Source organism: Bacillus sp. NPDC094106 (assembly GCF_044764345.1).
Taxonomy (GTDB): domain Bacteria; phylum Bacillota; class Bacilli; order Bacillales; family Bacillaceae_G; genus Bacillus_A.
In genome coordinates this window covers 116617-134241 of record NZ_JBIWHY010000006.1, presented here as the reverse complement: position 1 = coordinate 134241, position 17625 = coordinate 116617, and the positions used below count along the sequence as shown (strand labels likewise).

The following is a 17625-nucleotide window of genomic DNA, read 5'->3' as shown; positions in this document are numbered from 1 at the left end:
AATCTTTTGATTTGGCTTTTCTTACAAATACTACAAAGTTATGAAGATAACTTTTAAAAGGGAGAAAATGTATAATGGAACAGTTCGTTGGAGCAAAGAGATTGAAACCACTAAACGATTTTATTTTTAAAAAGATTTTTGGTGAAAACACAGATAAAGACCTATTAATTGGATTCTTGAATTCTATCTTATCGTTTCAGATAGATGATATCGAAATACGAGAAGAAAAACTTACGAAGGAATCTTTAGTAGAAAAACAAGGGATTTTAGATATTAAGGCTATTACAAGCAAAAAAGAAAAGATTAATATAGAGGTGCAATTGCTTAATCAGTATAATATGGTTCATAGAACTTTATTTTATTGGTCCAAGCTATATACAGAAAACTTTAAGTCAGGACAAAACTTCAAGGAATTATCCAAAACAATTACCATCAATTTGTTAGGATTTGAAATGTTGGAGTTAGAATCATTTCGTTCAACGTTCCATCTATATGAGGATACGCAGAAATGCATGTTAACGGATTTACTGGAAATTCATTTCATAGAATTACCTAAGTTTGATAAAATAGATAATAAAGATTATTCAAACCCACTTCACAGATGGTTGCTATTCTTGAAAGAGGATGTACCTACCGAAGAGTTGGAGGTGTTACGAGGAATGGATGGATTAATTAATAAAGCAGATAACAAATTGAATTTTCTAAGTGCAGACGATGAAGTAAAGAGAGAATATGAGTTGAGAGAAAAGCATCTATCAGATGAAAAAACTCGTATTGAAGGTGCAAGAGCAGAATCGAAGGAAGAAGGTAAGGAAGAAAAAGCAATTGAAATAGCAAAAAGTTTTTTAGACGTATTACCTGTATCAGAAATTTCAAAGCATACAGGATTATCAAATGAAGCTATTGAGGCGATAAAGAAACAAGTTTAAGGAATTTTTATACGGACCTACTCAATTATTGAGTGGGTTTTATTTTTTGCCCGTATCAACAATGGTGAATTTTGTTAATGAATTAAAAAGGTTCATCGAATTAAGGGATAAATATTTATCAGATGAAAGAACACGGATAGAAGGTGCAAGAGCAGAGGAAATAAGAGAAGGTATAAAAGAAAGTGTAAAGAAATTTGAACACATATGTAAAATTAATATAGCTGAAGAACTACTAAAAGAAGGAAAACCATTATATTTTATTGAAGACGCAACTGGATTGGATAGAAGAGAAATTATAAGATTAGAAAAGAATATGGACTCGGAATAAATAGCATTAAGTAAAAAATATTTTGATGTGATTAACAAAATAAATGCATCTTATAAAAAGAAGGGATAAGTTTTCTTATTTTTTATTTTTATAAAAAATAATTTACTAAACAATAAACATAATATATACTATAGTTAATAAGAATAAATATAGAAAATGGAAAGGGTTGTATGTAAATGGTGGTAAATCTTAAAAAAGTAAAAAAAGGTGACAGAATCAATGGCGTTTTTTTATTAAAAAATATTAATGAATCTATTGCTTCAAATAGCAATCCATTTTTTAAACTTAATGTAGCAAACAAAACAGGTTCATTAGAAACTATTCTTTGGTCGATTACAGAAGAACATCGTACTCTCTTTGCTCAAGACTTTCCTGTTGCCCATATAACGGGAGCGATTACGGAATATGAAGGGAAGTTACAGATTAAGCTTGCGACAATTAAAGAAGCAACTGAATTTAACAAAGCTGAATTGGTCGAAACAATTGGGATGGATGCAGATATCATTCGTGCAGAAATTGAATCCACCATTGAGAATATAAAAGACAAAGATATTAAACTAATTACAAAAGCAATCTTTGAACCATGTAAAGAAAAATTCTATGAGCATGTTGCGGCCAAGAAATTTCATCATGAAGTTGTTGGTGGATTAGGGTACCATGTTTACACGATGTTGCTATCAGCCAAGCAGTTAGCAAAAATCTATGGAGCAAATGAAGATTTACTTTGTGCAGGTGTAATTTTGCATGATTTAGGAAAATTGGTCGAAATTGAAAATATCTTAAATCCAACCTATAGCGTAGAAGGTTCTTTACGAGGTCACATTGCCATTATGGATACAGCGATTCATAAAACAGTTGCGAAACTTATCCAAGATAAAAAATTAGATAAAGATAGTGAAGCTCCAATGTTACTATCACATATGGTTCTAAGTCACCATGGTCAGTTAGAGTGGGGCTCACCTGTTACACCAAAATTAAAAGAAGCACTTTTACTGCATTTTATTGATTCTATTGATGCGAAGATGTATCAAGTAAATAAACATTTACAAAATGCAGAAGCAGGAACAATGTTTAATGTTCCAGAAATGAGGGCAGATTTCTTTAAGCCTACATACTATTAATTGAATAATTACAAAGAGTTCCTTTTAGGGACTCTTTCTTTTAGGAGGTATTAATATGGGTAAGCGAATGTCGTCAATGCAAGCGAAAACTTTAGGATTTGCAAAGAATCTTATAGATAATCCTGATAGTTACAAACACCTTTCTGTCGTGGAACGACAACAGTTATTTTCGATGAGTAAGTTATATGAATTAAGGAACCAAGCAGATGCAGAGGAAGTAGATTCTATAGGTGATGCAATTTACGATATAGCTGTGGATAAACAGAGTTATTATCAGAATAAATTATTATTTCAATTACTGAGAGAATTTTTAGGAGAAAAGAGTTTAAAAGATTCTTTACTAAAGAGCTCTGAATTATTATGTCTTGTTAAGGAAAAAGAATCAGAGTTGAATAATAGAATTCAATTACAAATGGAACATGTGGATGCTGTGAGGAAGTTAGTAGAAGAATCTAAACAAGCTGAAAGCCCTGGAATAGAAGAATAAGAGATGATTTGGAATTCAACTTATTACATTACTTACTAATGCATTTTCTACAAAAAATACATGAGAGAGGAAATGAATCTTAATGGGATTTGTTAAAAAACAAATTTATTTTAGAGAAATGATGAATGCAATCATTTTCCTCCAAGATAAAGAAAAACGAGCGATGCAAAAAGATTTTAGAGAACAAGGTATATTTATTTCACTTAAGCAAGCAGAAGAAATTTGGCTGACATATGGAATGAATCATAGTGATTCAACTTGGAAGTCATATGAAGAAGAAAAGAACACCATGGATTTTAAAGAGCTTATTGCTATTTTTACTGAAATGTCGAAAGTAGAAAATGATAGGAAGAAAAAATTCAGAAAAACCATCTGATAAAAATATAATTTGAGGAGGATTATCGTAATGATACCGTTTAACTTAAGAGAAGATAAACATAAGAACCACCCATTGGACGGAAGATATGGATGTATTATAACAAATTCCATCTATGCGAATTACCCTGTAACAATCGTTGATAATAGTGATGATAGACGAAACCCTGTACTATGCTTATTACACTTGTCAGAAGATGTAAGACAATATTTGTCTTTAAGATTGCATGCTAATTTTCTATATAAAAGCTTTGCTTTTGATAAGTCTCTCTATCGAATATATGCATATCCAAAAGAAGAATTATCAAATGAAAAAATAATTAACACCTTGAAAAAGGTATTATATCTCGCACAACCTTCATTACAAAGTGGTTCATTAGTAGGTTCAAGTAGTAAACGAATAGAAGATGACCCTAACTATTATACAGGGCACTATGTCTTAAATGATGAAGAAGAATATACGATTTTAAAATGTGGAAAAGAATATAGATTCTATAAAGGGAAAAGAACTTATTTTCCAAATTGGGAAGATACTGAAGATAAAGACCTTCTATATGAAGGAGTCATTAGTTTTGACATTTATAAGCTTTCTATAGAATTGGAACATTTAAGAAGAAAAATTGTAATGTATACAAATCAATTATTAGACGATGAGAATTATGATTTGATTCAAAATTACAAAAATCTAAAAAAACAACTTGAGGATTTATTAAAAGAGGAAGTTAACCTATGAGAACATTAAGAAAAAGAATGTTTCCAAAAATTCGTGGTCTCAAATACAGGAGGTATAATACTGGATTTTGGTCACTTTATGAATTAGATAGGTCATATGGATATGGCAGATATAAGAAAATAAATATTAATGAATTGATTGATAGAATCAAAAACTATAAAGCATATAGAGATAATCCTTTTTATAAATATACACCAGTCAAAAACATAGAAGGGGAAATTATGAAATGAAAAATGAATTCTTAAAACAAGCGACAGTTTTTGACACAGCAAAACTTTACACAGGTATTCCTATTTATCTCATTGAACCACCTCATAATATTGGGGATTCCCCACGAGTATATAATTGTTTAGTAAAAACTGTTACTCCAACTGAAATTACAGTTATACGTATTTATAGGGAAGAAGTGGAAGAAAAAATATATCCTGTCGAATATTTTGATGTGGGGGCAATGAAATTAGAATTTGCTCCTAAAAGGGAAGAACTTAAAGGTGAATGATTTATAAGAAAAAAGAGAGCAATGATTATAGGAATTCTTTTAGCAATTATTATGATGGGCATTCCTTTTATTGTGGATATAAAATGGTATGCTTGTGTACCTGCCTCCTGTATGTTCCTTTCTTTAGCAGGATTCATGTTTATCAGAAGAAGAATGAGAAGTAAGGATAAATAGCACATCATGTAAATGGATTGGTGTTATCCTACATATGGAGAATACCAGTTTATAAAGAGGGAGGATTTACAAATTCTTATTCAAGATATCGTAGGTGTGGCTAATATTAATTAATTGCATAAAAGAAACACAAAATGTAAAAACAGATAGCAAAAGTTGTCTGTTTTTTTATATTATAAACAAATTATAAATATAATACACAGATAATATAAAACAGGTATAAGAAATTAGGTTTTTTAAAGGAGAAAGAATTGATGAATAAAATGAATAAGGTTTTGACAGAAGTAGAAATAGTAGAATTAAAGTATTTTATATGTGTGGATGTCGTTATATCGCAAAAGGTGGAATAAACTACACATCTGCATGGAGAATAAAACCATACCCAGATAAAGAACATTCCTATGATGTTTGGCGATGTAAAGGTGACTTGAATCCTAATGGGGAATTCGCAAAATTTGGTATGTACGAATCTATTACTTTTGAAGATGGTCCGATTTTGATTTCAGATTTAGTAGATGTTTCAGGGCTGAATGTATAGAAAAATCATACCAGAAGAAAAAGCTCTCAAAAAAGAGAGCTTTTTCTATTATAAACAGGAAATTTTTTCTGAATGAATGAGTAAAATAGTCTATATAAAAAGGATGAATGGGGGAATTATGTGTGTCAGACTATTTTAAGAAAAGTATGATTGAGATTGTAAAAAAAGAAAATATATATGAATATCGACTAAAAGGAAATGTTCCGTTGTCTAAATATCCAATGATAATGAACATCATTGATTCCTGGTTGTTAGACTATCGTTTTAGAGATAAACGAGATGCAGAAAAGGAATTGCAATCATTTGTTATGTGTTTAAAGCAATATTCATTAGATAATTATCAAATGAAGAGATATTGTGTTAATCAAGGTATTTCCTTGGCGGAGAATGTAGATAAGGAACAAAAAAGATTATTAGAATTAGGTATCGAATACATAAAAGAAATAAATCTTTGGATTTTACCAAGTCGCATTCCAAAAAAGGAATCCTATGAATTGGGTCCATGATTGATAATAGCATTAATAATAAAATAGTTATGCAAACAAATGGCGAAGATTAGATATATTCTTTGTCTTTTTTGATGGAAGATGAAAATACCAAAATTTCACATACCGTAATTTAAATAAAAAAACAAATATAAATAACAGCAATAAGCTTACAATAAATAACTCTATGATACATAGTATACATAAAGTGCAGACAATATATATGTTGGAGGTATTGGTTATAATGAGTAATCAAAATAGTAATTTTAAAAAAGAAATGAATGAAATTATAGCTCCTTTCTCAGACGAAGTAAGAGCCTCCCTATTAATGCATAGTTTAACTGGTGTCTTTGTACAGGATGGTATCGATGATATTGAAAAAGCAAGAGAATATCTCATACAAGAATTTATAGATATGGTTGATTCACTTACATATACAAATCTGATTAGCTTATACACAGTAGGAATCCAATTGAAAAAGGACTATGAATCCACAAAGGCGAGAGAATCCAATAGATTTGATAAACGGCCTAAACATGAAAAGAAAAAAGTGATGAAAGAATTAAAAACGGAATTACTTCAAGAAGAATTTGAGAGAGGATATAAACAAGGTGAGGAAATAATATTAAATGAAATAAAAAAAGGTATTTATCGTAGTGAAATTCAAGAAATTTATAATAAAGGAGTAGAATATGGATATCAAAAATCTCAAAAAGCTCAAAAAGCTTATCAACAAGGGTATGAACGAGGCATTTCTGAAAAAGGAGGAACAGTTATCACGTCTCCAATGAAATTGTCTCGAAAAGATGATTATGACAAAGGATATGCAGATGGGTTTGAAAAAGGTAAATCTTTACGGATTGAAGAATTGAAAAAGATGAGGGAGTTTTAATATAAAACAGAATAAATTGTTGCAAAAGACTTCTTTATAAAAAGGAGTCTTTTTTAATTTTTAGTAGTAGAGCACAAATTTTATTGACTATAGTATGTATAATGTTAGAATTTAGTTATAGAAAAAGAATAAGTATTTTAGCTTTTTGTTGATTTCTTTCTTCTTATTCCAATTTTAAAATATATCGTATACGTATTTTTTATAATAATTAAATAATATCAACTAATATTTAATAGAATTATTGGTAATGCAATTTATAAGATTTATAAGTAAAAATAGAAAGGAGGATTAACTAATGAAAAAATATTTATTTAAAAAGAAATAGGGAGTGATACACATGAAATATATATTGAAACAAAGAATATTGCTTGCTTTAACATCTTTAATGACATTGCTGTTCACGATTCATTTATTTGTAGTAGATGCAAATGCATATCCATCTGAACAATATAAGTATAATAATGGAAAAATACAATATGGGTTTGATAATAATAATGGTTCCCAATTCTGGATTCGCACAAGTGAAAATAAACAGATTTTTTATGGTGAATCAGCTACAGTCTTGACTATGGCTGTTAATTCGTCAGGTAACGTTTTGGCCTCTCCTACTATAGACGTTTCAAAGATAAAGGAGGGAATCATAGAGAAGAATTTTAAAAGTCCAGGATATATAGGAGTAGACCTAAATGTACAATTAAGTCCTGTGAATAATGGTACTTATATTAAAATCTTGTATACTGCTAAAAATACAACAAAGGATACAAAAACGATTACTATCAAGGATTATTGGGATACTGCGATAGAAGGAAATGATAAGTCTCCTATTCAATATCTACCTGAAGGAAATGGGATTAGAATGTATTCTGGGAATACACAGTTAACTGCTTATTTTAAAGATGCGTATAACGTGACAGATGTTACTCATTTTTGGGCGGGTTCATACTTAGTATCCGAAGCAAAATCTCCTACAGGTGTACTTCCAATGGGGGAACCTGGTTCAATCTTCACGACAGGAGATTCTGCCTGTTATTACATGTGGAAAGGTATCTCATTAGCTCCAGGTGAAACAAAAGAGTTTTCGGTTGTTGTGGGTGCAGGTCCATTAAATCAATCTCCCAAATTAGAACTTACAAGCTCTAATGATGGGAACACCTATTATAGTGGAGAAACTTTCAAATTAGAAGGAAATGTTCAGGATTTAGATAAAGACGATAAAGTTGAAGTAAAATGGGCGATTGATAATGGAAAGGATAGTACGCTAAAAAACTTTGTTTCCGATGGCTCAAACCAAAAATTCTCAATGGATTATACATTACCATCCGATTTAAAAGAAGGGTGGCATACTTTAAATGTATGGGCACAAGATGATAAAGGTGCAGTTTCTGCTCCAAAAAGTATTCGTTTTTATGTAAATAACTTACGAACACCTGGTCCTGTAACCTTTTTCAATATTAAGACAGATGCATTAAGTTTATCTATTGATAAGAAAGGGAATGCAAAAGATGTTACTTATGAAGTATATTGCATTACAACGGGTGAAACATTTAATCTTGGAACAAACTATCAACTTATTCATGAGACTTTAGATGTGAATAAAGTGTACCAATATAAAGTAAGAGCAAAAAATCCGTTAGGAGCTTATACTGCATATTCAGATATTTATTCAAAATCCACGTTAGCGAACCAACCCATTTCAAAAGGATACTCAGATTTTACGAAAGAAAGTGTTACCCTAAAATGGGATGCTAACAATAATCCTGATGGAACAGACTATGTTTATGAAGCTCGTTCCAGTAAAACGGGTGAAACTATTTTTTCTGCCAAAGCAAAAGAATATACGGGTGTAATTAAGAATCTACCTGTTAATGAATCATATAAGCTATATGTAAAAGCTGTGAATCACGATAATGTAAGTACAGAAGAAACATTTCTTGGTGAAATCTTTATTGATACGATTCCACCTGAAGTTGATGTTACATTAACTCCAAGTGACTGGACAAATGGTGAAGTTATTATTACGGTAAAAGGAAAGGATAAGCCTCATAAAATCAGCTACATTGTCCTACCAGATGGCTCAAAAATACATGGTGATACGGTATCTTTTGTTGTATCTGAAAATGGCACTTATGGATTTCAAGTGTGTAATGAATTTGGTAACGAGGTAATAATTCCTGTGAAAGTATCAAACATTGATAAAGAGCCACCTGACATTACCTTTGAGCCAAGTACACTGAAATGGACGAATCAAAACGTTCACGTAAACATTCATGCGATTGACAAATTAAGTGGTGTAAAATCAATATTCTTACTTCCTAATGAAGATAATTTATTATCAAACCCTCAATTCGAAGTGGAAGAAAACGGCGAATACACCGTAATAGTTGAAGATAATGCAGGGAACAAACAGAAAAGCTCAATTGAGATTAAAAATATAGATAAAGAAAAGCCTGTTCATTCAAGTATTACAATTGTGCCAGATAGGATAATTAAAAAATAAGAACGAAAAAGTCGATTAAATATCGGCTTTTTTTTGCATCTACTCCTTGCAAGTCGATTAAATTTGTTCATGGATAAATCGTACATAACCAAACTACAGTTGATTAAGAAATGTTAGATGTGAATAGAATAATTTTGTAAATGAAGGAGCAATGCCACATACTATTTAACGAAATTATCGGTAATACAATCCTATAAATTTATAAATAAAAAATAGAAAGGAGGATTAGTTAATGACAAATTATTTTACTTAAAAAGGAAAAAGGAGTGATACTTATGAAATTTAAATTGAAGCAAAAAATTTTATCTCTAATCACAATTTTAGCAACACTTATTTTTACCATTCATTTATTTGTAGTAAATGCAAATGCAATGCCTTCTCCCAAATATATATACGATAATGGAAAGATAAAATATGCGTTTGATAACAATGTTGCTTACAGATTTTGGATTCGGACGGGCGAGAATAGAAAAGTTTTTTATAGTGAATCAAATACGACATTAACCATGACTGTTGATTCAGCAAGTAACATTTTAAAGTTTCCTGTTGTAGACATTTCAAAAATAAGTGAAGGAATTATAGAGAAGACGTATACAGATCCAGAAAATAAAGGAGTGGACTTAAATGTTCAATTAAGCCCTGTGAATAATGGAACTTACATTAAAATCTTATACACTGTTAAAAATACAACAAATGATACAAAAACAATTACTATTAAAGACTATTGGGATACGGCAATAGAAGGGGATGATAGGTCTCCTATTCAATATTTACCTGAAGGAAATGGGATTAGAATGTATTATAAAAATACACAATTAACCGCTTATTTTAAAGATGTGTACAATGTGACAAATGTTACCAGTTATTGGGCAGGTCAGTATAGTAATGATAACACTAATATTGCAAGGTCACCAACAGGAGTAGCTCAAATGGGGGAACCTGGTAGTACATTCACTACAGGAGATTCTGCCTGTTATTACATGTGGAAGGATATCCCATTAGCCCCAAATGAAACGAAAGAGTTTTCAGTTATTGTGGGGGCAGGAGCTTTAAACGAATCTCCTCAATTAGAACTTACAAGGCCAAATGATGGCAATACGTATTATAGTGGAGAAACCTTTAAATTAGAAGGACATGTTCAAGATTTAGATAAAGGTGATAATGTAGAAGTAAAATGGGCTATTGATAATGGAAAAGATAGTACATTAAAAAGCTTTGTTTCGGATACTTCCAATCAAAACTTTTCTATGGACTACACATTACCATCTGATTTAACAGAAGGATGGCATACATTAAAGGTATGGGTTCAAGATGATAAGGGAGGCGTTTCTTCCCTAAAAAGCATTCGTTTTTATGTGAATAACTTCAAAGCACCTGCTCCTATTACATTTTCTAATGTGAAGACCAATGAATTAAGTTTATCTTTTGACACAAAAGGAAATGCAGAGGATGTTACTTATGAAGTATATTGCATTACAACAGGTGAAACATTCAATTTGGGAACAGACAACCAACTGACCCATAAAGATTTAGATGTAAATAAAGTATATAAGTACAAAGTAAGAGCAAAAAATCCTTCAGGTGCTTATACTGCGTATTCAGATGTGTATTCCATATCTACATTAACAAACCAACCGATTTCGAAAGGATATGCAGACTTCACAAAAGATAGCGTTACCCCAAAATGGGATGGCAATAAAAACCCTGATGGTACGGAATATGTTTATGAAGCTCGTTCCAATAAAACAGGGAAGACTATCTTTTCTGGAAAAACAACGGAGCTTGAAGGTACAATCAAAAATCTTCCTGTTGATGAATCTTACAAACTATATGTGAAAGCTTTGAATCATGATAATGTAAGTACAGAAGAAACATGTATTGGGGAAATTTATATTCATATGGATACGATTCCTCCAGAGGCTGAAGTCACTTTAAATCCAAGTAGTTGGACAAACGGTGAAGTGGTGATTACATTAAAAGGAAAGAATGAACCTCATAAAATCAGCTACATTGTCTTGCCAGATGGTTCCAAAATACATGCTGATACGGTATCTTTTGTTGTATCTGAAAATGGTACTTATAAATTCCAGATAGCTAATGAATTCGGTAATGAAGCAACCATTCCTGTTGAAGTTACCAATATCGACAAAGAACCACCTGACATTACATTTGAGCCAAGTACGCTAAAATGGACGAATCAAAATGTCCAAGTAAAAATTCATGCTACTGATAAATTAAGTGGTGTGAAATCAATATTTTTACTTCCAAATAAGGAAAATTTATTATCAGACCCTCAATTTGAAGTTAAGGAAAATGGGGAATATACAGTGACGGCTGAAGATAATGCAGGGAATAAACGCATAAGTTCGATTGACATTCAAAATATAGATAAAGAAAAGCCAGTTCATTCAAGTATTATTATTGTACCAGATAAGATAATTAAAAAATGAGAACAAAGAGCCGATATTTAATCGGCTTTTTTGTATATTGGGTGATTTTTCTATGTTGAAACAAAGGATAATTGTTTTTAAATATTAAAGTTCAAAATTAAGGTAAGTAATTCACTATCCATTTAAATAAATGAACAAGGGTGTTAATTCAGAAGAAATTGCAAAAAGATTAAATGCTTCTATTGAAGAAGTATAGGAAGTAGCAAGAGATTTTAAAAATTAAATTACCGCATTGAAATAAGCCTGTTCCTAATTTAAAAGGAATGGGCTTGTTTGTCTTTGTTATGTTTTTGTCTATTCTCAATATAATAATATTAATGAGGAGAAGTTAGGAAACACATTATGTTGTTGAGGTATAAACAGGCAAGAATTTCCCAGAAATTCTTTTGTAAAAAAGTCCCGAAGATAAACTTTTATACAGGCAGTTTCCCATATAAAAGAAAATGAACATTCCTGAGTGGGATGGCATTTATATATTCTCATTTATTAAAACTAAAATAAAAAGGAGGAAAGTTTTTGAAAGAAAAATTAAATCAGTATAAAAAAGTAATAAGTGAGGTTTTGATAGGTTCAATCACTGTCAATGTATTATTAAAGGTATTCAATAGTTTGGTATTTGCATTCACAGGTCAATTTATCTGTCTTTTTTTCTGTGATTATATTTTCCGCAAACAATTGCTGAAAAGTAAGCGAAGAATGAGATGGAATGTCCTTTTATGGGTGTTGAAGTCAGTCATTATTTTAGCAATGTATCTTCACAAACCGTTAGCTATAGTTTTACTATCCATTATGAGCATTGTTTCAAATAGAATTATGTTCCATGAAGATAATGACAGAACTGTACTAACAGTAGAGGAGTTGAAAGAGGCATATTTTGTCCCTGCTATTGTAAAAGCATATCAAGACGTAAAGTGTAGAGTACAATACGTATTATCAGCGTAAATAAGGAACAAAAAGGATATCTAAGGGATTTTATGCACCCGCTTTTTTTAAAGCCAGGTGCTTTTTTATATAGCGAAATTAAGCTAAATGAAGGCTATGAAAACACATAGCCTTTGCATACATGTTTAAATTTTTTATAAGTAAAATGAATTATCTCAACTCTTTATGATGAATGCAAATGATATAATATAATTTATATGCGTTATTCTTTAACAAGAGGGGGATTTTTAATGTGGATTGCTATTGTTTTATTCATTGCGTGTCTTGTTTTATTCTTGATGATGAGTAATCGGGACATGAACAAGTTAGTAACATTTAAAGAGAAGAATCCAGATGTGTATCAAAAATATAAAGGAGCGTTTGATTCGCAACCTGGAGATTTTTCTATGGTGAAGATGGCCATTGATACGGTTGAAGAAAGATTATTACCTGGAGAGGAAATTCGATATTCATTTGCAAGACCAAGGTATCAAAACAAGGATATCAATGTATATATACTGACAAGTAAACGATACATCTATTATGGAATTCGTTTAACGAAAAAAGATTTTAAATCAATCCCTTATGACAAAATGGAAAATATTGATATCACAGATAAGGCGATGGCTACAGAATTAGATGTAAAATCAAAAGAAGAAAAGATTCATGTGTCTTTTGTGTCAGTACACAAAAATTATTTTGATGAATTCTATGTATTTTTAAGCGAAAAACAATTAAATCCATCAGAAACAAAAGTTGAGCTTACTAAAGCTGATATATAAAAAAGAAAGATTAATTTACAAAAAGCAAATGAATTTCGCTGTATGAGATAATGACCAATTTAACTCTATCGTTGATGGAGTTTTTTCTTTTTATGAAATTTTCTATATGGTTATATTGACTTGCTTTAAATGTAATCGTGTTTACTTTTTATATTTCTTATTTTTTATATCCTAATTCCTTATTAATCGTTAGTAATAAGTCATATTTCTTTTATGTATAATATAAGGACTTATATATAACAGGTAGTTAATATATTAACTTATTAAAAAGGAGCGGTTTAATTATGGAATTCACTAATCTAACAGAAAAAGGTATGGAAAGAGTAGTAAGCCAATTAGTTGATGAGCAAGTCATTTTTCAAATGGAAGATACTCACGCATGTTACTTTGATGGAGTAAGTGGAAGAAATGAATATAAAGTAATTATCGACCATGATGAGCCATTTCTAAATGAAAGAGAACAAGGAAACGAAGACTGGAATCCATGCTTTGGCATTGAGATATCAGAAGAAGTTATTGAGTCTATCCTTTAAAGAAAGCTTTCATTTGCATAGAAGAATAAAAATAATATTAAGCCTCGTATCTATTACAGATTTGGGGTTTTTATTTGCGAGCAAAAATCATGTTTTATTTGGCACTAAATTTAACGATAAATATAGAGCTAAATTTAGTGTTGTTTGCGATATGCTATTGTGATATGATAAAGCCATAATATTGAACGGAGATGAAATCATGAAAATACCAAATCTAAGCCAATTGATTATCAGTTTAACGGATTTCAAGAAAAAAATAACAGATATTATTAATAAAAAAGAAACAAAAGTAATCATAAAAAATAATGAACCGATTGCAGTATTTATGCCGTATTCGGAATATCATTCAATGAACAATCAGATAAAAGCAACAGGAGAAGATATTACGTTACCAAACGGAGTGCAGATTAAGGTAGTAGTTGATACAAAAGGAGACGAGCATTTCAGTAATACCATTACTATTAAGACGTATATAAAAATGAGAACTTCAGGAGAGTACAAATTACATTTCACCCAACATCTAAGTGCTCCAGATGCTGATTCTAATTTAACGAGTGAAGAATACATAGCATATACAGATGCGAAATATAGAAATAGAGAAAAATAATAACCTTCATAGATGGTTACTCTTTTTACAAGAAGATATTCCTGAGGAAACTTTAGAGGAGGTAATTGAAATGGATAAAACGATTGCTAAAGCTGAAAGCAAGTTGAGACGACTAAGTGCGGATGAAGAAACAAAACGGATGTATGACCTGCGTGAAAAATTTCTTTCTGACACAAAAACTCAAATCAATGGAGAAAAGAGAGAAATTGCAAAAAAACTCTTAAAAAAATATACATCTATGTCAATTAGTGATGTCGCCGAGATGACAGATTTACCAATTGAACAAATTGAACAATTAGAAAGAGAAGTTCGATAAGAAGATAAATGAGAGAATCTTTATATAGATTCTCTTTTTTATTTTAAAAATTGCAACCTTTTATTTTTTTGTTAACTATAGTCAATAAATGTGATATCATGTAGGTATTCAGTATAGAAAGGATATAGAAAAATGAGTAGTATAAACAGAGACATGATTGACTATCACGCTGATACAGCGGTGGAAATTCAAAGATTTATGTGGGAGGGAAAACCTTTTCAAAGTAAAAAGAAGGAACATACGGTAAAAGAATACGAAGAGTTTTTAGAAAGCCTACGAAAAGGTTCTTGGAGTTATTATAATGAGGGTGCTAAAGCGATGGGATGGAGAGATTAAGGAATCAAAAAGAGGAAATCTATTGCTTAGTGAAATTTGATAAGAAAAAACTTATATGTGTAGCATAGTTGTTATTAGAATAAAACATTCAAATTTCAACCCTGAACCACTTTAACAGATTTAGAAGCTGAACTTCGTGTTATTAAAAGCATTTACACGTTTTGATATGTATAGAAGGATTGTTTACTTAAAACTTCGTGTTATTTTAATTAATATTTTTTTAACGTTCTGTGCTTGACGTTGATATTACGAGAAACTTTTTGTTATATATTTAAACCCAACATTTTTTACGCCATTCTACTTGTGTAATCGAGTAGGGGCTTTTTTTTAGTTTTTCTTCATCCCAATCTTTATGTTCAGACAACCATTGCTCACCTAATGAAAATAAAACATCAATATCGTCTTTAGAACGTGCTTCTAATGTACATAGACTTGTAGTACCTCGTTCATATAATTGGACAGTATAAAAGCCGAAATACCTACTTACATAGCAATATACATCTTGATTTACTTTTTGATACACATTGAAAGTTGGGGTATAAAACCATCCTTCTTTTTCTGAAATTCCAAAATGAAACATTCGAAAAACTCCTTTGTTTGTCAAATTCTATACGTTATTTTATCAATAAGATAGATATGGGACAAGCCCTTTTATTGACTTTAAGTAAATAATTTTTTACAATAAAGTTGCAATACGTGAACAAAGGAGTGCTGACTTGATAAAATTTTCAATAGAAGAACTAACAACATTTGCAAAAGAATTTCTAAAAAAAGAATATGGCATTCCGTTAGTTGTAGATATCGAAATGTCGAAGAAAATGACTCGAAGATTTGCGATTTTTTATGGTGAGGTGGATGAAAATAATGGAGAAAGAACACCTAAAGTAATTCGGTTGTCTAAAAATTTACTTTTATATCACGATAAAAAGACGATTCTTGACATACTAAAGCACGAGCTCATTCATTACGCTTGCTTTGTTACTGGAAATCCTTATACAGATGGAAGTAGTTACTTTAAAGATGAGCTAAAGAGGTTAGGAGTTTTAGAGTCGAAAAAATATCCATACAAAGGAAAAGTGTATTATTATCAATGTCAAAAATGTGGGTATTCATTTTTTCATAGAATCAAACATTTTGAAAAAAAGTATATTCATAATAATTGTGAAGGGCGATTTCGTTTTATTGAGGAAGGAATTGTCCAGTAAGATTCAGGATAAGCACTGACATATTCATGAAAATTACCATGGGAAATTCTGATTCTTGAGAGAAGGTATAAAGGAGTGAATTCAATAGATATGATTAATTTACATCAATATAACAAGATTATCGAGAATCTATAAAAGAAAGAAGGGGTATATAGTGAATAAACCAAAAGGAAGTTTAGGTGTTTCTACAACATTGGTAAATCGAAATAAGAAACAAACAAAAGCTTATAAAGGATATATGAAGGAACGCTTCCCAAGAAAATATCATACAAGTTATAGATGTCCTGTTTGTTGGACAAAAGATGATTCACCTTCAAAAACAGAGCAAGGAATACTCTTCTGTGGAAAATGTTTTTTAAAAACAGGGAAAAAAGTAGAAGTAAATGAAATTAAAACTTATTCTGTCCAAGAGGTAAGTAATAAAGAATTACGGCAGAAAAACCAAAAAAGGAACGAATCTAACAAGAGAAAAAAACAAAACAAGAAAAAACAGAAGAAGAAATCTACTGATATAAAAACAAATAAAAAGGAGTTTTAAAAAATTATTAGGAGAGTCTAAAGATTGCTTTGAACGTGTTGAAACAGACATTTCTAAAATGAATAATAACACAGAAGAAAAGAGGGAGCAGTAATATGACTTTTGAAATTGCTACAAATCTATCAAAAGAAGAAGCGAATTCAGTAGATGAGTGTATTGCAAAGCTAAAAGACCTACACGTCATACAATCCTGTGAAGTAAAGGAAACAGGTCTTGATGTTGCCATGATGATATTAAATCCTGGTGGATATTTCTTTGTAGAAGATAATCAAGGGAATGAAATAAAGGTTACAAAACTGAAGTAAAAAGGGGATTCATTATGGCTACAACAAAATTCTTTAAACGAGAACAAAAGCCTATTCATGGTCTTGACGAAGAACAACTAAAGAAAGCTTTTGTTATGTATGAAGAAAAGGTTGCAAAAGAAATTTTTGATGAAGTTGCAAAGGAATATAATGTTGAATTTACAGATGAAAAAACAAAGGATTTCTTAAAAGTATTTATCAGTAAAGCAATGACACATGGAATGGAATTAATGAGCAATACTGCTTTAGTTACAGATTACTATAAAGAGCAGAAGCAAATTGAAACAGATAATAGACGTGGAGTGATTGATATGTCTGATGGCTCATTCTATCCATGTGGTATGGGAGAACACTGGCGTACACTTTCAAAAATATTAGACGAAAAATACAAGCATTTATATGAACCGTTCATAGAGCTGATGCACTTACATAAAGGGTTAGAAGAATTTAATGGCATTACACGAGATTATTTAGATGGATTTATTATGAATACATTTCAGTTTGTCGGTGAATTGCAATCTATGAAAGAATATGTAACAGATGCTCATGAACCATCTGTATTTACTTAAAAATA

General features: G+C 30.6%; 24 protein-coding genes. 23 read left to right on the top strand and 1 reads right to left on the bottom strand.

The genetic code is table 11. From position 1 onward, the window contains the following. Positions 1–74: 74 nt before the first annotated feature. The 19 genes from ACIQ7L_RS10855 (at position 75) to ACIQ7L_RS10765 (ending at position 15003) form a co-directional block, all read left to right on the top strand. Positions 75–929 (top strand): Rpn family recombination-promoting nuclease/putative transposase, encoded by an 855-nt coding sequence (locus ACIQ7L_RS10855; protein WP_400568996.1) that lies wholly within the window; start codon positions 75–77, stop codon positions 927–929. A 46-nt stretch (positions 930–975) separates the two neighbouring features. Next, the gene (locus ACIQ7L_RS10850; RefSeq protein WP_400568995.1) at positions 976–1257 is read left to right on the top strand and encodes a hypothetical protein; all 282 of its coding nucleotides are present in this window, start codon (positions 976–978) and stop codon (positions 1255–1257) included. A gap of 176 nt (positions 1258–1433) precedes the next feature. Next, positions 1434–2378: a 3'-5' exoribonuclease YhaM family protein gene (locus ACIQ7L_RS10845; protein WP_400568993.1), complete on the top strand. Its 945-nt coding sequence runs from the start codon at positions 1434–1436 to the stop codon at positions 2376–2378. Positions 2379–2433: 55 nt separating this feature from the next. Continuing rightward, on the top strand, positions 2434–2865 hold the full coding sequence (locus tag ACIQ7L_RS10840) for a hypothetical protein (protein WP_400568991.1): 432 nt from the start codon (positions 2434–2436) through the stop codon (positions 2863–2865). An 82-nt stretch (positions 2866–2947) separates the two neighbouring features. Continuing rightward, positions 2948–3241 (top strand): hypothetical protein, encoded by a 294-nt coding sequence (locus tag ACIQ7L_RS10835; protein WP_400568989.1) that lies wholly within the window; start codon positions 2948–2950, stop codon positions 3239–3241. Between the two features lie 30 nt (positions 3242–3271). Continuing rightward, positions 3272–3973 (top strand): hypothetical protein, encoded by a 702-nt coding sequence (locus tag ACIQ7L_RS10830; protein WP_400568988.1) that lies wholly within the window; start codon positions 3272–3274, stop codon positions 3971–3973. Next, positions 3970–4203 (top strand): hypothetical protein, encoded by a 234-nt coding sequence (locus ACIQ7L_RS10825; protein WP_400568986.1) that lies wholly within the window; start codon positions 3970–3972, stop codon positions 4201–4203. The genes ACIQ7L_RS10830 and ACIQ7L_RS10825 overlap by 4 nt, the downstream gene beginning before the upstream one ends. Then, on the top strand, positions 4200–4472 hold the full coding sequence (locus ACIQ7L_RS10820; protein WP_400568984.1) for a hypothetical protein: 273 nt from the start codon (positions 4200–4202) through the stop codon (positions 4470–4472). Before ACIQ7L_RS10825 ends, ACIQ7L_RS10820 begins: the two co-directional genes overlap by 4 nt. Positions 4473–4959: 487 nt before the next feature. Next, positions 4960–5184: a hypothetical protein gene (locus ACIQ7L_RS10815; RefSeq protein WP_400568982.1), complete on the top strand. Its 225-nt coding sequence runs from the start codon at positions 4960–4962 to the stop codon at positions 5182–5184. A gap of 122 nt (positions 5185–5306) precedes the next feature. Then, entirely contained in the window at positions 5307–5690 is a 384-nt protein-coding gene (locus ACIQ7L_RS10810; protein WP_400568979.1) for a hypothetical protein, read from the top strand. Positions 5691–5913: 223 nt separating this feature from the next. Then, a complete protein-coding gene (locus ACIQ7L_RS10805) occupies positions 5914–6561 on the top strand; it encodes a hypothetical protein (protein WP_400568977.1) in 648 nt (215 codons plus the stop codon). A 337-nt stretch (positions 6562–6898) separates the two neighbouring features. Next, entirely contained in the window at positions 6899–9058 is a 2160-nt protein-coding gene (locus ACIQ7L_RS10800) for a fibronectin type III domain-containing protein (protein WP_400568975.1), read from the top strand. Positions 9059–9333: 275 nt separating this feature from the next. After that, positions 9334–11508: an Ig-like domain-containing protein gene (locus ACIQ7L_RS10795; protein ID WP_400568974.1), complete on the top strand. Its 2175-nt coding sequence runs from the start codon at positions 9334–9336 to the stop codon at positions 11506–11508. Between the two features lie 516 nt (positions 11509–12024). Continuing rightward, positions 12025–12450: a hypothetical protein gene (locus ACIQ7L_RS10790; RefSeq protein ID WP_400568972.1), complete on the top strand. Its 426-nt coding sequence runs from the start codon at positions 12025–12027 to the stop codon at positions 12448–12450. A gap of 230 nt (positions 12451–12680) precedes the next feature. Continuing rightward, on the top strand, positions 12681–13211 hold the full coding sequence (locus ACIQ7L_RS10785; protein ID WP_400568970.1) for a PH domain-containing protein: 531 nt from the start codon (positions 12681–12683) through the stop codon (positions 13209–13211). A 284-nt stretch (positions 13212–13495) separates the two neighbouring features. Then, positions 13496–13744, top strand: a complete 249-nt coding sequence (locus ACIQ7L_RS10780; RefSeq protein ID WP_400568968.1) for a hypothetical protein — start codon at positions 13496–13498, stop codon at positions 13742–13744. 199 nt (positions 13745–13943) lie between these two features. Continuing rightward, complete coding sequence (locus ACIQ7L_RS10775) at positions 13944–14351, top strand: type II toxin-antitoxin system Phd/YefM family antitoxin (RefSeq protein ID WP_400568966.1); 408 nt, start codon at positions 13944–13946, stop codon at positions 14349–14351. Next, positions 14323–14667 (top strand): PD-(D/E)XK nuclease family transposase, encoded by a 345-nt coding sequence (locus ACIQ7L_RS10770; protein WP_400568964.1) that lies wholly within the window; start codon positions 14323–14325, stop codon positions 14665–14667. Before ACIQ7L_RS10775 ends, ACIQ7L_RS10770 begins: the two co-directional genes overlap by 29 nt. 132 nt (positions 14668–14799) lie before the next feature. Further along, positions 14800–15003, top strand: coding sequence for a hypothetical protein (locus tag ACIQ7L_RS10765; RefSeq protein WP_400568962.1), 204 nt, complete (start codon positions 14800–14802; stop codon positions 15001–15003). 271 nt (positions 15004–15274) lie between these two features. Here ACIQ7L_RS10765 and ACIQ7L_RS10760 read toward each other — a convergent pair whose 3' ends face one another. Further along, positions 15275–15583, bottom strand: coding sequence for a hypothetical protein (locus ACIQ7L_RS10760; protein WP_400568960.1), 309 nt, complete (start codon positions 15581–15583; stop codon positions 15275–15277). Positions 15584–15719: 136 nt separating this feature from the next. Between ACIQ7L_RS10760 and ACIQ7L_RS10755 the strand changes: the two genes are divergently transcribed. The 4 genes from ACIQ7L_RS10755 (at position 15720) to ACIQ7L_RS10740 (ending at position 17620) form a co-directional block, all read left to right on the top strand. Continuing rightward, positions 15720–16208 (top strand): SprT-like domain-containing protein, encoded by a 489-nt coding sequence (locus ACIQ7L_RS10755; protein ID WP_400568958.1) that lies wholly within the window; start codon positions 15720–15722, stop codon positions 16206–16208. Positions 16209–16362: 154 nt separating this feature from the next. Then, complete coding sequence (locus ACIQ7L_RS10750; RefSeq protein WP_400568956.1) at positions 16363–16746, top strand: hypothetical protein; 384 nt, start codon at positions 16363–16365, stop codon at positions 16744–16746. A gap of 95 nt (positions 16747–16841) precedes the next feature. Next, positions 16842–17051: a hypothetical protein gene (locus ACIQ7L_RS10745; protein ID WP_400568954.1), complete on the top strand. Its 210-nt coding sequence runs from the start codon at positions 16842–16844 to the stop codon at positions 17049–17051. A gap of 14 nt (positions 17052–17065) precedes the next feature. Further along, positions 17066–17620, top strand: coding sequence for a hypothetical protein (locus tag ACIQ7L_RS10740; RefSeq protein ID WP_400568952.1), 555 nt, complete (start codon positions 17066–17068; stop codon positions 17618–17620). The last annotated feature ends 5 nt before the right edge of the window (positions 17621–17625 follow it).

What these genes read in the sequence shown, in the direction of transcription:
- ACIQ7L_RS10855 (WP_400568996.1), top strand. Translation starts at nt 75, where the DNA reads ATGGAACAGTTCGTTGGAGCAAAGAGATTGAAACCACTAAACGATTTT.
- ACIQ7L_RS10845 (WP_400568993.1), top strand. Translation starts at nt 1,434, where the DNA reads ATGGTGGTAAATCTTAAAAAAGTAAAAAAAGGTGACAGAATCAATGGC.
- ACIQ7L_RS10840 (WP_400568991.1), top strand. Translation starts at nt 2,434, where the DNA reads ATGGGTAAGCGAATGTCGTCAATGCAAGCGAAAACTTTAGGATTTGCA.
- ACIQ7L_RS10835 (WP_400568989.1), top strand. Translation starts at nt 2,948, where the DNA reads ATGGGATTTGTTAAAAAACAAATTTATTTTAGAGAAATGATGAATGCA.
- ACIQ7L_RS10830 (WP_400568988.1), top strand. Translation starts at nt 3,272, where the DNA reads ATGATACCGTTTAACTTAAGAGAAGATAAACATAAGAACCACCCATTG.
- ACIQ7L_RS10825 (WP_400568986.1), top strand. Translation starts at nt 3,970, where the DNA reads ATGAGAACATTAAGAAAAAGAATGTTTCCAAAAATTCGTGGTCTCAAA.
- ACIQ7L_RS10820 (WP_400568984.1), top strand. Translation starts at nt 4,200, where the DNA reads ATGAAAAATGAATTCTTAAAACAAGCGACAGTTTTTGACACAGCAAAA.
- ACIQ7L_RS10815 (WP_400568982.1), top strand. Translation starts at nt 4,960, where the DNA reads ATGTGTGGATGTCGTTATATCGCAAAAGGTGGAATAAACTACACATCT.
- ACIQ7L_RS10805 (WP_400568977.1), top strand. Translation starts at nt 5,914, where the DNA reads ATGAGTAATCAAAATAGTAATTTTAAAAAAGAAATGAATGAAATTATA.
- ACIQ7L_RS10800 (WP_400568975.1), top strand. Translation starts at nt 6,899, where the DNA reads ATGAAATATATATTGAAACAAAGAATATTGCTTGCTTTAACATCTTTA.
- ACIQ7L_RS10795 (WP_400568974.1), top strand. Translation starts at nt 9,334, where the DNA reads ATGAAATTTAAATTGAAGCAAAAAATTTTATCTCTAATCACAATTTTA.
- ACIQ7L_RS10785 (WP_400568970.1), top strand. Translation starts at nt 12,681, where the DNA reads ATGTGGATTGCTATTGTTTTATTCATTGCGTGTCTTGTTTTATTCTTG.
- ACIQ7L_RS10780 (WP_400568968.1), top strand. Translation starts at nt 13,496, where the DNA reads ATGGAATTCACTAATCTAACAGAAAAAGGTATGGAAAGAGTAGTAAGC.
- ACIQ7L_RS10775 (WP_400568966.1), top strand. Translation starts at nt 13,944, where the DNA reads ATGAAAATACCAAATCTAAGCCAATTGATTATCAGTTTAACGGATTTC.
- ACIQ7L_RS10770 (WP_400568964.1), top strand. Translation starts at nt 14,323, where the DNA reads ATGCGAAATATAGAAATAGAGAAAAATAATAACCTTCATAGATGGTTA.
- ACIQ7L_RS10765 (WP_400568962.1), top strand. Translation starts at nt 14,800, where the DNA reads ATGAGTAGTATAAACAGAGACATGATTGACTATCACGCTGATACAGCG.
- ACIQ7L_RS10760 (WP_400568960.1), bottom strand. Translation starts at nt 15,583, where the DNA reads ATGTTTCATTTTGGAATTTCAGAAAAAGAAGGATGGTTTTATACCCCA.
- ACIQ7L_RS10745 (WP_400568954.1), top strand. Translation starts at nt 16,842, where the DNA reads ATGACTTTTGAAATTGCTACAAATCTATCAAAAGAAGAAGCGAATTCA.
- ACIQ7L_RS10740 (WP_400568952.1), top strand. Translation starts at nt 17,066, where the DNA reads ATGGCTACAACAAAATTCTTTAAACGAGAACAAAAGCCTATTCATGGT.